Origin of the sequence: Sphingomonas sp. MS122, from assembly GCF_049532975.1 — a bacterium.
Classification (GTDB): Bacteria; Pseudomonadota; Alphaproteobacteria; order Sphingomonadales; family Sphingomonadaceae; genus Sphingomonas.
This window is the reverse complement of sequence record NZ_CP186695.1, coordinates 3,008,062-3,023,100: the sequence shown is the minus strand read 5'-3', so window position 1 is coordinate 3,023,100 and position 15,039 is coordinate 3,008,062. Positions and strand designations below refer to the sequence as shown.

Annotated in this window: 12 protein-coding genes; 8 read left to right on the top strand and 4 right to left on the bottom strand. The window is 65.2% G+C overall.

From position 1 onward, the window contains the following. The first annotated feature begins 5 nt into the window (after positions 1 to 5). From ACO227_RS14620 to ACO227_RS14605, 4 genes are all read left to right on the top strand, one after another. A complete protein-coding gene (locus ACO227_RS14620) occupies positions 6 to 359 on the top strand; it encodes a hypothetical protein (protein WP_423602648.1) in 354 nt (117 codons plus the stop codon). After that, positions 356 to 691 carry a hypothetical protein gene (locus tag ACO227_RS14615; protein ID WP_423602647.1) on the top strand — a complete coding sequence of 112 codons (336 nt, stop codon included), beginning with the start codon at positions 356 to 358 and terminating at the stop codon, positions 689 to 691. Before ACO227_RS14620 ends, ACO227_RS14615 begins: the two co-directional genes overlap by 4 nt. Then, the gene (locus ACO227_RS14610) at positions 688 to 1,023 is read left to right on the top strand and encodes a hypothetical protein (RefSeq protein ID WP_423602645.1); all 336 of its coding nucleotides are present in this window, start codon (positions 688 to 690) and stop codon (positions 1,021 to 1,023) included. The genes ACO227_RS14615 and ACO227_RS14610 overlap by 4 nt, the downstream gene beginning before the upstream one ends. Positions 1,024 to 1,108: 85 nt before the next feature. Further along, positions 1,109 to 1,327, top strand: coding sequence for a DUF4170 domain-containing protein (locus tag ACO227_RS14605; protein ID WP_423602643.1), 219 nt, complete (start codon positions 1,109 to 1,111; stop codon positions 1,325 to 1,327). A 191-nt stretch (positions 1,328 to 1,518) separates the two neighbouring features. Here ACO227_RS14605 and greA read toward each other — a convergent pair whose 3' ends face one another. The 4 genes from greA to carA all read right to left on the bottom strand — a co-directional run bounded on the left by greA (position 1,519) and on the right by carA (position 6,934). After that, complete coding sequence (gene greA / locus ACO227_RS14600) at positions 1,519 to 1,995, bottom strand: transcription elongation factor GreA (RefSeq protein WP_423602642.1); 477 nt, start codon at positions 1,993 to 1,995, stop codon at positions 1,519 to 1,521. An 81-nt stretch (positions 1,996 to 2,076) separates the two neighbouring features. Next, the gene (gene carB / locus ACO227_RS14595; protein ID WP_423602641.1) at positions 2,077 to 5,409 is read right to left on the bottom strand and encodes a carbamoyl-phosphate synthase large subunit; all 3,333 of its coding nucleotides are present in this window, start codon (positions 5,407 to 5,409) and stop codon (positions 2,077 to 2,079) included. Beyond that, positions 5,409 to 5,759: a hypothetical protein gene (locus ACO227_RS14590; RefSeq protein WP_423602639.1), complete on the bottom strand. Its 351-nt coding sequence runs from the start codon at positions 5,757 to 5,759 to the stop codon at positions 5,409 to 5,411. Before ACO227_RS14590 ends, carB begins: the two co-directional genes overlap by 1 nt. After that, positions 5,756 to 6,934 carry a glutamine-hydrolyzing carbamoyl-phosphate synthase small subunit gene (gene carA / locus ACO227_RS14585; protein WP_423602637.1) on the bottom strand — a complete coding sequence of 393 codons (1,179 nt, stop codon included), beginning with the start codon at positions 6,932 to 6,934 and terminating at the stop codon, positions 5,756 to 5,758. The genes ACO227_RS14590 and carA overlap by 4 nt, the downstream gene beginning before the upstream one ends. A 193-nt stretch (positions 6,935 to 7,127) precedes the next feature. Between carA and ACO227_RS14580 the strand changes: the two genes are divergently transcribed. The 4 genes from ACO227_RS14580 to ACO227_RS14565 all read left to right on the top strand — a co-directional run bounded on the left by ACO227_RS14580 (position 7,128) and on the right by ACO227_RS14565 (position 14,797). Next, a complete protein-coding gene (locus ACO227_RS14580; RefSeq protein ID WP_423602636.1) occupies positions 7,128 to 7,580 on the top strand; it encodes a GatB/YqeY domain-containing protein in 453 nt (150 codons plus the stop codon). Position 7,581: 1 nt separating this feature from the next. Then, positions 7,582 to 9,429, top strand: coding sequence for a DNA primase (gene dnaG, locus ACO227_RS14575; RefSeq protein WP_423602634.1), 1,848 nt, complete (start codon positions 7,582 to 7,584; stop codon positions 9,427 to 9,429). Between the two features lie 51 nt (positions 9,430 to 9,480). After that, positions 9,481 to 11,511 carry an RNA polymerase sigma factor RpoD gene (gene rpoD / locus ACO227_RS14570; protein ID WP_423602632.1) on the top strand — a complete coding sequence of 677 codons (2,031 nt, stop codon included), beginning with the start codon at positions 9,481 to 9,483 and terminating at the stop codon, positions 11,509 to 11,511. A 94-nt stretch (positions 11,512 to 11,605) separates the two neighbouring features. Continuing rightward, complete coding sequence (locus ACO227_RS14565; RefSeq protein WP_423602630.1) at positions 11,606 to 14,797, top strand: type ISP restriction/modification enzyme; 3,192 nt, start codon at positions 11,606 to 11,608, stop codon at positions 14,795 to 14,797. Positions 14,798 to 15,039 lie beyond the last annotated feature (242 nt).

Below are 15,039 nucleotides of genomic sequence, written 5' to 3'. Positions count from 1 at the left end.
ATCAGGTGGACGAGCGCCACGAGCCGGACGACGAAGAGGGCATCGGCACGCTGATCGGGCGTGCCGTCGCGGACGGCCGCGCCTATGCCGAGGCGGAGATCGCCTATTGGCGCGCGCTGGCGCTCGACCGGCTCGCCGATGCGCGTGCAGCCGCGGTGCTGGGGATCGTCGTGCTGCTGCTCGCCCAGGCTGCGGCGATCGCGCTGATCGTCGGGCTGGTGATGATCCTCACCCCCTATGTCGGCCCCGGATTCGCGACGCTGATCGTCGTGCTCGTCGCGGCCGGCGCCGCGGCATTGTTCGCGCGGGCAGCGCTTCGCCGCTTCCACCGCGCGACCCGTCCCAAGGATGCGCCATGAGCGACGACCAGCTTCCCGTCCCCCTGGTCGAGGCGCGCGCCCGCTCGCAGAGCGCCCGCCAGCGGCTGTTCGGCACGCTCGACGAGATGCAGACCAGGCTCAACCCGGTGACGCTGGCGCAGGACGCGGTCGAGACGGTGGCGAGCGGCCTGGTCCGCGACGGGATCGAGACGGTGCGCAAGCGTCCCAAGGCGATCGCGGCGGCCGCCGGGCTCGCCGTGCTGTTCCTGGCGCGCAAGCCGCTCGCCCGCCTGCTGTGGAGCGGCGCGAAACATGCAACCGCGGCGGTGCCCAAGAGTTTGAAGGCTTCGAAGAAAGGATCGAGCAAATGACCGAGAGCAACGGGACCCGCAGCCGCCGCGAACGCGCGGGCGAGACGATCGAGAACAATCCGCTGGCGCTGGTCGCGGGCGGGATCGCGCTGGGCGTGGTGATCGGGGCGCTGTTGCCGCGGCTCGCCAAGGAGAAGGAACTGCTCGGCCCGGTGGGCAAGCGCATCGCCGAGGGCGCCAGCGCCGCCGCGGCGGCCGCGCGCGACGCCGGCAAGGCCGAGATCGATGCGCTGCTGCCCAAGGGCGACGCCGCCAAGGGTCAGATCAGCAAGATCATCGGCACCGCCTTCACCGCGGCCAGGGACGCCTCGCGGCCCAAGACCGACGCCTGATCCTGCGGTATCGCCTGATCCTATCTTGAGCGCGGTGCGGCGTGCGCGCTAAGGCGACTGGGACATCTCATCCCCAGGAGTTTCCATGAGCAAGCTGCACCTCGTCTTCGGCGGCCGCGTGAAAGACCCGATGACGCTCGACTTTCAGGATCCGACCCAGCTCGACGTCGTCGGCATCTTCCCCGACTATGCCAGCGCCGAGAAGGCATGGCGCGGCGCGGCGCAGCGCACGGTCGACGATGCCGAGATGAAATATGTGGTGGTGCACCTCCACCGGCTGCTCGAGCCGGACCTGGAGGCGTAGATCGAGTAACCGCGGGCGACATCCTGCCCAGACACCGTCATGCTGAACTTGTTTCAGCATCCATCGTGCCACCAGCGACTCCGTCGCCTGTGGAGAAATGGACCCTGAAACAAGTTCAGGGTGACGGAAAACAGTGATGAAATCGGTGCTGCGTAAAGCGCGAACGGGACCGGCCGTCCGCGCTCGACTGATCAGATAAACTCGATCTTGTTGACCTCGTACCAGCGGTCGCCCGCGGGGACGGTCACCTCGACCTCGTCGCCCAGGCTCTTGCCGATTAGCGCGCGGCCGAGCGGCGAGTTGTAGCTGATGCGGCCGGTCTTGGCGTCCGCCTCGGCCTGACCGACGATCTGGTACTTCACCGACTTGTCGTCTTCGTCGAGCAGCGTGACGGTCGCGCCGAACACGATGCGGTCGCCCGACAGCTCGCGCGGGTCGATGATCTGTGCGCGCGAGAGCTTGTCCTCGATATCGGCGATCGACGCCTCGATCTGGCCCTGGCGCTCCTTGGCGGCGTGATACTCGGCATTTTCCGAGAGATCGCCGTGCGCGCGCGCTTCCTCGATCGCGTCGACGATCAGCGGACGCTCGGCTTTCAGCGCCTTGAGCTGCTCGTTGAGCTTCTCATAGCCTTCCGCCAGCATCGGCATCTTCTCGACCGTCGCCATTCGCTTCGTCCTTCGTCAAAAACCCCTTTCCCCGGCGTGCCAGAATTGGCCCGCCCGCACCTTAACTTCCGTTGTGGGGGATCAATTGTGCGAATGCGAATAGTAGGCTTGCAGGGGACGGACTTCAAGGGACTGCCCTGACAGCGCCGCGATGGCGCGCGCCGCCGCCACGCTCGCCGGAGCGGTCGTGAAATACGGTATCTTGAGCGACAAAGCCGAGGCGCGGATCGATTCGGAATCCTTGAGCGACTGCCAACCCTCGGTGGTGTTGAAGATCAGCGCGATATCGCCGTCGCGGATGCGGTCGACGATGTGAGGGCGGCCCTGCGCCACCTTGTTGACGCGCTCGACCGGCACGCCGTGCGCCGCGAGATAGTCCGCGGTGCCGCCGGTCGCGACGATGCCGAACCCCTGCTCCACCAGGATCTGCACGCCGGGCAGGATCACCGGCTTGTCGCCGTCCTTGACGCTGACGAACACCCGGCCGCCCTGCGGCAGGGTCATTCCGGCGCCGAGCTGCGACTTGGCGAAGGCGATCGGGAAATCACGATCGATTCCCATCACTTCGCCGGTGGACTTCATTTCCGGTGACAGCACCGGATCGACGCCCGGGAAGCGGTTGAACGGGAACACCGCCTCCTTGACCGCGATATAGTCGATGTCGCGGTCGATCTTGGGCAGGTCGCGCAGCTTTTCGCCCGCCATCACCCGGCTCGCGATCTTGGCGATGGGCGTGCCGATCGCCTTGGCGACGAACGGCACGGTGCGCGACGCACGCGGATTGACCTCGATCAGGTAGACCTGACCGTCCTTGACCGCGAACTGGATGTTCATCAGCCCCTTGACCTTGAGCGCCCGCGCGAGCGCATCCGCCTGGCGCTCGATCTCGGCGATCACCTCGGCGGGCAGGCTGTAGGGCGGGATCGAGCAGGCGCTGTCGCCCGAATGGACGCCGGCTTCCTCGATATGCTGGAGCACGCCCGCGACCACCACGTCGTCGCCATCGGCGATCGCGTCGACATCGACCTCGACCGCGTCGCGCAGATACTGGTCGATCAGCACCGGCGCGTCGCCCGATACCTGGACCGCGGTCTGGATATAATGGTCGAGCTGCTCGACCGTATCGACGATCTCCATCGCGCGGCCGCCGAGCACATAGCTCGGGCGCGTCAGCACCGGATAGCCGATGCGCTCGGCCACCGCGATCGCCTCCTCGCGGCTGCGCGCAATGCCGTTGGCGGGCTGCCTGAGGCCGAGCTTCGCCACCAGATCGGCGAAGCGCTCGCGGTCCTCGGCGAGGTCGATCGCGTCGGGCGAGGTGCCGAGGATAGGAATCCCCGCCGCCTCCAGCGCGCGCGCCAGGTTGAGCGGCGTCTGCCCGCCGAACTGGACGATCACGCCGACCAGCTCGCCCTTCGACTTCTCGACCTCGAGGATCTCGAGCACGTCCTCGGCGGTCAGCGGTTCGAAATAGAGGCGGTCGGAGGTGTCATAGTCCGTGCTCACCGTCTCCGGGTTGCAGTTGACCATGATCGTCTCGAAACCCGCGTCCGCCAGCGCGAAGCAGGCGTGGCAGCAGCAATAGTCGAACTCGATCCCCTGCCCGATCCGGTTGGGCCCGCCGCCGAGGATCACGATCTTCTTGCGATCCGACGGCATCGCCTCGTTCTCGGGCTCGCCGAAGCTCGGCGCCTCATAGGTCGAGTACATGTACGGCGTCTTCGCGTCGAACTCGGCGGCGCAGGTGTCGATGCGCTTGAATACCGGGCGCACGCCGAGCTTGTGGCGCAGCGCGCGCACATCGGCCTCGGTCACGCCGCCGGTCATCGCCTTGACCACCTCGCCGATCAGCCCCGACGAACGCGCCATCGGGCCGGCGCCCTCGCGCAGATTGGCCGATTGCAGCGCCAGCCAGGCGAGGCGCTTGTCGGAGAAGCCCATCGACTTGAGCTTGCGCATCCCCGCCGCGTCGCGCGGCAGACCGTTCGCGGCGACCTCGTCCTCGGCGCGGATGATCTCGGCGATCCGCTCGAGGAACCACGGGTCGTACTGGGCCAGCGCGTGCACCTCGGCGACGGTGAAGCCCTCACGCAGCGCCTGCGCCGCGATCAGCAGCCGGTCGGGCGAGCGCACGGCCAGCGCCGCCTCGATCACGTCGCGCGGTGCGCCCTGCAGATGCTCGACATTGTTGAAGCCGGAAAGCCCCGTCTCCAGCCCGCGCAGCGCCTTCTGCATCGATTCATGGATGTTGCGGCCGATCGCCATCACCTCGCCGACCGACTTCATCGCGGTGCCCAGCGTCGCCTCGGCACCCTTGAACTTCTCGAACGCGAAGCGCGGGATCTTGGTGACGACATAGTCGATCGTCGGCTCGAACGACGCCGGCGTGGCGCCGGTGATGTCGTTCTCGATCTCATCGAGCGTGTAGCCCACCGCCAGCTTGGCCGCGACCTTGGCGATCGGGAAGCCGGTCGCCTTCGACGCCAGCGCCGAGGACCGCGACACGCGCGGGTTCATCTCGATCACGATCAGGCGGCCGTCCCTGGGATTGACCGCGAACTGGACGTTCGAGCCCCCGGTCTCCACGCCGATCTCGCGCAGCACCGCGATGCTGGCGTTGCGCATGATCTGATATTCCTTGTCGGTCAGCGTCAGCGCGGGCGCGACCGTGATCGAATCGCCGGTATGCGTCCCCATCGCATCGACATTCTCGATCGAGCAGATGATGATGGCGTTGTCGTTGCGATCGCGCACGACCTCCATCTCATATTCCTTCCAGCCGAGCAGCGATTCCTCGATCAGCACCTCGGTGGTCGGCGATGCGTCGAGCCCCTTGCGGACGATCTCGACGAACTCTTCCTTGTTGTAGGCGATGCCGCCGCCGGTGCCGCCCAGCGTGAAGCTCGGGCGGATGATCGCGGGCAGCCCGACCTTCTCCAGCCCCTCGAGCGCCTCCGCCTCGCTGTGCGCGATCGCCGAGCGCGCGCTGTCGAGCCCGATCTTGTCCATCGCCTCGCGGAACTTGAGGCGATCCTCGGCCTTGTCGATCGCCTCGGCGTCGGCGCCGATCATGATGCAGCCGAACTTTTCCAGCGTCCCGTCCCGCGCCAGCGCGAGCGCGGTATTGAGCGCGGTCTGCCCGCCCATCGTGGGCAGGACGGCGTCGGGCCGCTCCTTCTCGATGATCTTGGCGACCACCGCGGGCGTGATCGGCTCGACATAGGTCGCGTCGGCCAGTTCGGGATCGGTCATGATCGTCGCCGGATTCGAATTGACCAGGACGATGCGATAGCCCTCTTCCTTGAGCGCCTTGATCGCCTGCGTGCCCGAATAGTCGAACTCGCACGCCTGCCCGATCACGATGGGACCAGCGCCGATGACGAGGATGGAGGAGATGTCGGTGCGTTTGGGCATTAGTTCGAGTTCTCGTCGTCGAGATTGATCCAGGTACGAAGCTGGCCGTCAGATGCGGCCGCTGCCTTGTATCCAGCAGTCAGCATGGCTTCCCTTTGCTCGGTATCCAGGGGCTGGAATTTGCTGAAATAGAGCCGTTGCAACGGGTCGACGGGATCGTCGGGCTGCGAGGCTAATCTCCAACCCGCAGCTTCAAGAACATTTCGGGCCTCGTGTGCCCGATCGACTGGTGCATCGATCCGCATCTCGACCCATCTCGGCGAGGTGGGGTCGTCGCGATCATCATCGGGATAGCGCCAATAGAGACCGTCACGGCTTAGAATTCTTGCAAGAACTTCGTCACCACTCACCGCATCATCCCCACAAACCGCTCGAACAGATAGAAGCTGTCCTGCGGCCCCGGCGACGCCTCGGGGTGGTACTGCACGCTGAACGCGCGGCCGCCGTCGATCTCGATCCCGCAATTGCTGCCGTCGAACAGCGACACATGCGTCTCGGTCACGCCCGCGGGCAGCGTGTCGCGATCCACCGCGAAGCCGTGGTTCATCGACGTGATCTCGACCGCGCCGTCGCTGAGGCGTTTGACCGGGTGGTTGGCGCCGCGATGGCCCTGGAACATCTTCGTCGTCTGCGCGCCCACCGCGAGGCCGAGCAGCTGGTGGCCGAGGCAGATGCCGAACAGCGGCTTCTTCGTCGCCAAGAGCTCGCGGATCACCGGCACGGCGTATTCGCCCGTCGCGGCGGGGTCGCCCGGGCCGTTCGACAGGAAGATGCCGTCGGGGTCGAAGCTCAGCACCTGCTCGGCGGTCGCGGTCGCGGGCAACACCGTTACCTCAGCACCAGCCTTAACAAGGTTACGGAAGATATTGTGTTTGCTGCCATAATCGATCGCGACGACATGCGGGCGCTTGGCACCGACAGTGTCAAGCTTGTGTGAACTTCCATATCCCTGGCCCAGCCGCCACACCCCGCCTTCCCAGCCGAAATGCGTCTCGGTGGTGACCGTGATGGCAAGGTCCATGCCCTCGAGCCCCGGCCACGCCCTGGCGCGCTCGAGCAGCCACGGGAGGTCGAACTCGCCGCTCGCCGAATGCGCGATCACCCCGTTGGGCGCGCCTTGCCCACGGATGCGGCGGGTCAGGGCACGGGTGTCGATCCCGGCCAGGCCGATCCGCTGGTGCTTGCGCATCCAGTCGTCGAGCCGCTCGACGCTGCGGAAGTTGGAGGGCTCGGTCACGTCCTCGCGCACGATCATGCCGAGCGCATGGGGCATGTCCGCCTCGACGTCGTCCGGGTTCGCGCCGACATTGCCGATATGGGGGAAGGTGAAGCAGATCATCTGACCCGCGAAGGACGGGTCGGTCATGATCTCCTGATAGCCGGTCATCGCGGTGTGGAAGCACACCTCGCCCGCGGCATTGCCCTCCGCGCCGAAACCGCGTCCCCAGATCACTTCGCCCGACACAAGAACAAGAACGCCTGTAGCTCCTTCAGGAGCATCGTAGGCCGGGGATGACGCAGTCATGACCGGACGGTCCGATGCGAGAAACAAATGCGCACGGTAAAAGGCGTCGCGTCGGCCATTATGAGAGGGCGCTCCTACGGGGGTTTCCGGCAATGTGTGCTAAGTGCCGCCCGCTAGACCCCTCCCCCCTTCCCGTCAACCGCCTGCGGGGTCTAATGGCGGATAATTCCGATTCACCTGTGGGTAGAACAACATGATCCGCGACGACATCAAGGCCGCTCTCGTCACCGCCATGAAGGGCGGCGACAAGGAAGGGACCGCCGCCATCCGCCTGATCCAGAGCGCGATCAAGAACCGCGACATCGAGGCGCGCACCCAGGCGCCCGTCGCCGACGACGACGCGCTGGTCGTCGAGGTGCTACAGAAGATGGTCAAGCAGCGCCGCGAATCGATCGAGATGTACGAGAAGGGCGGCCGCCAGGAACTCGCCGACGCCGAGAAGGCCGAGGTCGCCGTGATCGAGCGCTTCCTCCCCGCGCAAATGAGCGAGGCGGAGACGACGGCCGCGATCGAGGCGATCAAGGCCGAGCTGGGCGCTTCGGGCATGAAGGACATGGGCCGGGTGATGGCCGAGCTCAAGGCGCGCCACGCGAGCCAGCTCGACATGAGCAAGGCGTCGGGGCTGGTGAAGGCGGCGCTTTCCTGAGGTGGCGCTGACGCCGGCCTTTCTCGACGAACTGCGCGCCCGCACCACGCTCTCGGCGCTGATCGGGCGCAGCGTGAAGATCACGCGTGCCGGGCGCGAGTGGAAGGCGTGCTGCCCCTTCCACAACGAGAAGACGCCGTCGTTCACGATCAACGACGACAAGGGCTTCTACCATTGCTTCGGCTGCGGGGCGCATGGCGACGCGATCCGCTGGCTCACCGACCAGCAGGGCCTGCCCTTCATGGATGCGGTGAAGGAGCTGGCAGCTGCCGCGGGGATGGACGTGCCGCAGGCCGATCCGCGCGCCGCGGAGAAGGCGGAGAAGGCCAAGGGGCTGCACGAGGCGATGGCCGACGCGGCCAAATTCTATGTCGACCAGCTCCATGGCCTCGCCGGCGCGGAGGCGCGCGCGCTGCTCGAACGCCGGCGGATCACCGCCGACACCGCCCGCGCCTTCGGCATGGGCTATGCGCCGGATTCGCGCGCCAAGCTGCGCGAGACGCTCAAAACCTATGGCGACCCGATGCTGATCGAGGCCGGGATGCTGATCCAGGTCGAGGGCAAGGAGCCATACGACCGCTTCCGCGGGCGGCTGATGATCCCGATCAAGGACGCGCGCGGCCGGGTGATCGGCTTTGGCGGGCGCATCATCGGCGAGGGCGAGCCGAAGTACCTCAATTCCCCCGAGACCCCGCTCTTCGACAAGGGCCGCACGCTCTACAATCTCGACCGCGCGCAGGCGGCGTCGCGCAAGACCGGGCGGGTGATCGCGGTCGAGGGCTATATGGACGTGATCGCGCTCGCCCAGGCCGGGTTCGGCGAGGCGGTCGCGCCGCTCGGCACCGCGCTGACCGAGCACCAGCTCGAGCGGCTGTGGTGGATGGCCGATATCCCCCTGCTCGCCTTCGACGGCGACGCCGCGGGGCAGAAGGCTGCGATCCGCGCCGCACACCGCGCTTTGCCCCATCTCGGCCCGGGCCGCAGCCTCGCCTTCGTCACGCTGCCCCACGGCCAGGATCCCGACGATCTGGTGCGTAGCTCGGGCCCGCAAGCGTTCGAGGCACTGCTCCAGGCCGCGCAGCCGCTCGCCGACCGTCTCTGGCAGCACGAGCTCGCCGCCGAACCACTCGACACGCCCGAGGCGCGCGCGGGGCTCAAGCGCCGCCTCTCCGATCTCGCCGCGACGATCCAGGACGGCAATGTCCGCCACGAATACGTCGCCGAGTTCCGCAACCGCTGGGACGCGCATTTCGCGCCCGCACCGCGCAGCTTCGCGCCGCGCACGCCAATGCGCGGCGCGCGTCCCGGCCAGCGCTGGCTGCCGCCCGAGCCGCCGCCCAGCCCCACCGTGCAGGCGCTCGGCGCGACCGGCATCGACCGGGTGCTGGCCAAGGCGGTGCTCGCCGGACTGATCCGTCATCCCGCCGAGATAGCCCGGCACATGGAGACGCTCTCGAGCCTGCGTCTCGCGGACGGCGCGCTCGGCCGGCTGTTCGAGGCCGTGGTCGACGTTGCGCTGGAAGATCAGGCGCTTGATACCGCTCGGTTGCGCACCATATTGGCGGCGTCCGGTTTCGACAGACAAGCAGCCGAGTTGCTGCGCGCCGACACGCTTCCCTTTACTTTCACGCAGAAAGACTGGGATGCGGGGCGTGCTGCGCTCGATCTGGGTGAGGCGATCGCGGTGCTGGTGGCGAGGCCGCAGGTCGATGCTGCCCTGGCCGAGGCAACGGCGGCGGTTCAGGCGCGTTTCAGCGACGAGGCGTTCGAGCGTCAGGTGACGCTCGTGCGGCGCAAGGCGGAGCTCGAGGCGCGGCTCGCGAATCTGATGCTTGCGGACGAGACGTAATTCAGCGAATAGGCGGCGTATAATAGCCGCCATCCGATACAAAGGCATTCGATGGCAAAGGCAATCATGACGGACGGCGCGGACACGACCGAGGCGGGCGACGCGCCGCTCATCGATCTCAACGAAGGCTCAATCAAGAAGCTGGTCGCGCGCGCCAAGAAGCGCGGCTACATCACCGTCGACCAGCTCAACGAGATGCTCCCGCAGGACCAGTTCACCTCGGAGCAGATCGAGGACGTGATGTCCGCGCTCAGCGACATGGGCGTCAACGTCGTCGAGAATGAGGATGCCGGCGAAGACGGCGAGCCCGAGGACGACACCCCCGACGAGATCGACGGCGGCGACGGCCAGGACGACAGCGCCCCGGCCTTCGAGACCAAGAAGAAGGAAACCGTCGACCGCACCGACGATCCGGTGCGCATGTACCTGCGCGAGATGGGCGCGGTCGAGCTGCTCAGCCGCGAGGGCGAGATCGCTATCGCCAAGCGCATCGAGGCCGGCCGCGACACGATGATCCTGGGCCTGTGCGAGAGCCCGATCACCTTCAACGCGATCATCGGCTGGTCCGACGCGCTCAACGAAGGCACGATGCAGCTGCGCGAGATCCTCGATCTCGACGCGATGCTCTCCAAGGGTCCGTCGGCCGAGCAGGTCGAGGGCGCCGAGGACGACGATTCGGGCGAGATCAGCGAGAAGACCGCCGGCGCCTCGTTCAAGGAAGAGGAGGAGCCCGAGGAGGCGCCCGCCGACGACGAGGACGATGAGCTCACCGAGCGCCGTGCGCCGCGTCCCTCCGACGACGACGAGGAGGACAACACCCTCAGCCTCGCGCAGATGGAGGAGACGCTCAAGCCGCAGGCGCTGGAGCGCTTCGCCAGCATCACCGCGATCTACAAGAAGTTCAGCAAGGTCCAGCAACAGCGGCTCGACGCGATGGCGGCGGGCGGCGAGCTGTCGGCCGCGGACGAGAAGAAGTACCAGAAGCTGCGCGAGGATCTCACCGCCGAGGTCGAGTCCGTGCAGTTCCACCAGGCGAAGATCGAGTATCTCGTCGACCAGCTCTACAGCTTCAACCGGCGCCTGACCGCGCTTGGCGGCCAGATGCTGCGCCTCGCCGAGCGGCACAAGGTCAACCGCAAGGACTTCCTCGACCGCTATATGGGCCATGAGCTCGACGAGCAGTGGCTCGGCGCGGTCGGCGGACTGGACAAGAAGTGGGCCGCCTTTGCCACGAACGAGGCCGCGGCGGTCGACCGCATCCGCGTCGAAGTGAGCGAGATCAGCCAGCAGACCGGCATGGCGCTCACTGAGTTCCGCCGCATCGTCAACATGGTGCAGAAGGGCGAGCGCGAGGCGCGGATCGCCAAGAAGGAGATGGTCGAGGCCAATCTGCGCCTCGTGATCTCGATCGCCAAGAAGTACACCAACCGCGGCCTGCAGTTCCTGGACCTGATCCAGGAGGGCAATATCGGCCTGATGAAGGCGGTGGACAAGTTCGAGTATCGCCGCGGCTACAAGTTCTCGACCTACGCCACCTGGTGGATCCGCCAGGCGATCACCCGCTCGATCGCCGACCAGGCGCGCACCATCCGCATCCCGGTGCACATGATCGAGACGATCAACAAGCTCGTGCGCACCAGCCGCCAGTTCCTCCACGAGCAGGGCCGCGAGCCCACGCCCGAGGAGATGGCCGAGCGCCTGTCGATGCCGCTCGAGAAGGTCCGCAAGGTGATGAAGATCGCCAAGGAGCCGATCAGCCTCGAGACGCCGATCGGCGACGAGGAGGACAGCCATCTCGGCGACTTCATCGAGGACAAGAACGCGATCATCCCGGTCGACGCGGCGATCCAGGCGAACCTCAAGGAGACGGTCACCCGCGTCCTCGCCAGCCTCACCCCGCGCGAGGAGCGCGTGCTGCGCATGCGCTTCGGCATCGGCATGAACACCGACCACACGCTCGAGGAAGTCGGCCAGCAGTTCAGCGTGACCCGCGAACGCATCCGCCAGATCGAGGCCAAGGCGCTGCGCAAGCTCAAGCACCCGAGCCGGTCAAGGAAGATGCGGTCGTTCCTGGATCAGTAGTCGAGCGCCAATCGCAGATGTAGGGGCCGTCCAATCGGGCGGCCCTTTTCATTTCAAAGTCATCCCGTCAAAGTGATGGCGGAGGGGCTATCTGATGGATATTGCGGGTTATCTCGAACAGGTTCGCGCGGCCTACGACAGCGGCCATGCCACCGAACATAGCTATCGCCCCGCGCTTCACGCGCTGTTCCGCAGCATCGACCCCGCGCTCACGGTCATCAACGAGCCGAAGAAGTCCGAAGGCGGCATGCCCGATTTCCTGTTCAACCGCGGCGAAGTGCCGTTCGGTTGGGCGGAGGCCAAGGATATCGACAAGGACGTCATCCGCCTCAAGGGCTATTCGGTCGAGCAGCGCAAGCGTTACGAGCGCGCCTATCCGAACCTGATCTATACCAACGGCGTCGATTTCGAGTTCATCCGCGAAGGCGAGAGCGTCCACTTCGTCTCGATCGCCGATTTCGTGATGGGCCTGCAGCCGCGCCCGGAACGATTCGAGGAGTTGGAGCGTCAGCTCCGCCTGTTCGCCGAGCAGAAACCAATCAGTATCCGCTCGGCGGCGAAGCTCGCCGAGATGATGGCTGCCAAGGCCGCGATCATCAAGGACGAGATCGCCATCGCGCTGGCCGAGGACCCTGAGTTCCGCTCCGGCCTTGGCGGCCAGTACAGGAGCTTCATGGCCAACCTGCTGCCGCACCTCGAGCCTGACGAGTTTGCCGACATTTACGCCGAAACGATTACCTACGGCATGTTCGCGGCCCGCTTCCATGACACCGATCTGAACACCTTCAGCCGGCAGGAAGCGATGGAGGACCTTCCGGCCTCCAACCCGTTCCTGAAAGGGCTGTTCGAATATATCGCTGGGCCCGGCCTGCCAAAGCGGCTGGTCTATATCGTCGATGACCTGGTGCAGGTGATGCGCGCCAGCGACCCTCACTCACTGTTCCGCGACTTCGGCAAGTTCACCGCACGCAACGACCCCTTCGTGCATTTCTACGAAGACTTCCTCGCCGCCTACAACCCGAAGAAGCGCAAGAGCCGCGGGGTCTGGTACACACCCGAGCCGGTGGTCGACTTCATCGTCCGTGCGGTGGACGACGTGCTCAAAACGGAGTTCGGCCTGGCGGACGGGCTGGCGGACACCAGCAAGGTGACCGTCGATTGGGACACTGGGCAAGACGACCCCAAGACCGGCAAGCCCCGCACGATCAAAAAAGAAGTCCACAAGGTTCAGATTCTTGACCCGGCAACGGGAACGGGCACGTTCCTCGCCAAAGCGGCGCAGCTCATTTCCGATCGAGTGAAGGCGCGCGCGCCGGGCAAGTGGTCGAGCTATGTCGAGCAGGACCTGCTGCCGCGCCTGCACGGCTTCGAGTTGCTGATGGCCAGCTACGCCATGTGCCACATGAAGCTCGACATGATGCTCGACCAGACAGGCTACAAGCCGAGCGCCAACCCGCCGCGCCTGTCGGTTTGGCTGACCAACGCGCTGGAGCCCGCCGAGCGCGAAGTGCGCGATCTGTTTTTCCAACCGCTCGCGGAGGAGGCGCGCGGCGCCAGCGAGGTAAAGCGTCAGACGCCGATCATGTGCGTGATCGGGAATCCGCCTTATTCGGGGCACTCATCCAATTTCGGCGATTGGATTGAGGCGCTTATGGCAGATTACAAGGTCAGCCCGGAATTGAAGCGGCCCGCGCAGGCCAAGTGGCTTTCCGACGACTATGTTAAGTTCATCCGTATGTCGGAACATCTCATTGAGAAGAATGGCGAGGGCGTGCTCGGCTTCATCACCAACCACGGTTACCTAGACAATCCCACTTTCCTCGACATGCGGCGCCATCTCCGCGAAACCTTTGATCATATCTTTGTGCTCGACCTGCACGGCAACACAAAGAAAAAGGAGGTCAGTCCGGACGGCTCCCCGGACAAGAACGTGTTCGACATTCAGCAAGGCGTTGCGATCATCATCGCGGTAAAGCGGAGAACCGACAAAGCCAACAAAGGAGAACCTGCTGCGGTTCACCACGCCGAACTCTGGGGTACGCGCGACAGCAAGTACGAAGCTCTTTGGGCAAACTCGCCGCAGTCACTGAAACCCAGCGGAGTGGCAAAGGATGATCCGAGCGGCCGATATGCCCCGAGCGGCGGAGAACTTGAGAAGCGCTACTCGTCAGGGTTCTTGGTGGCTGAATTGATGTCTGTGAACGGAAAGCCCGCGCCCGGCTTTGCTACCCAGCACGATGACTTCGCAATCTCAGATACGAGAGGCGAAGCAATCGAGAAGGTTGAGCGCTTTCTCGCAACCCCCTCCGAGCTCGACGCCCGGAGGTTATTTAGGCTGTGCGCGCAGAGCCAATGGTTGTACACCCGAGCCAAACGGGAACTCGCCGATGGCAAATGGCGAGAGCAACTCACAGAACTGTGTTATCGCCCGCTGGATCGACGTTGGACTGTGTTCAATCGCAACGTTGCCGTGCACCGCCGTGAGCGCGTTTCTAAGCACCTATTCCACCACACAAACATCGCGTTCACGTTGAGCGGGAACGCCGGATCAATCGGGTCGCCCGGCTTTGATGCCGTAGGACTGGTTGATCGGGTGACCGAACTGAACTTCTTCCGGCGGGGCGGCGCGTACGTTTTCCCGCTTTACCTCTACCCCGAGGAAGGTACTCTCGACCAATCCATCCGGCTCAACCTCGACCCCAAGCTCTACGCCGCCATCTGCGCCGCCGCCGGGATAGACTCCGCCAATCAGGCCGCGCCGGACGGCGACTTCCGCGCCGCCACCGGCGATACGCGGCCGAGTGAGGTCAAGGTCTTCGACTATATCTACGGCGTGCTCCACGCGCCCGCCTATCGCGAGACCTTCGCCGAGTTCCTCAAGATGGACTTCCCGCGCATTCCCTACCCACCTTCACCAGAGGTCTTCTATCATGTCGGCGAAAAGGGCGAACAGCTGCGCCGCCTGCACCTGATGGAGGCCGCAGCCATTGGCGAAACCCCTTATCCCTATCACGGCGAAGGCGACGACGTTGTCGCAGCCGGCTTCCCGAAGTTCCAAGGCGGAAAAGTCCACATTAACAAGGACCAGTACTTCGCTGACGTGCCGGAGATCGCGTGGACCTTCCACATCGGCGGCTATCAGCCAGCGCAGAAGTGGCTCAAGGACCGCCGCAGCCGCACGCTCTCATGGGACGACATCGGCCATTATCAGAAGATCGTGAAGATCCTCACTGAGACCGACCGGATCATGCGTGAGATCGACTTGCCGATCGAGAAGGTTGATTGAAGCAATGCGCCGGAGTGGAGGGAAGAGCGGTCGGCCGCTAGGTCACCTTCCGATCGACGCACTTGAAATACTTACTCGCGCCAATGAGCATAATGTGGTCGAACTGCTGATCCTTAAGAGTGAGTTGGGATATCGACGGACAAAGAGAGCAGCCGAACTTGCTGACTTGGTGTCACGGCTTCTGAGGAACGCGGCACCGTGACCCGGTAGCGGTCTTTACACCCAGCGTGACCGTCGCCCCC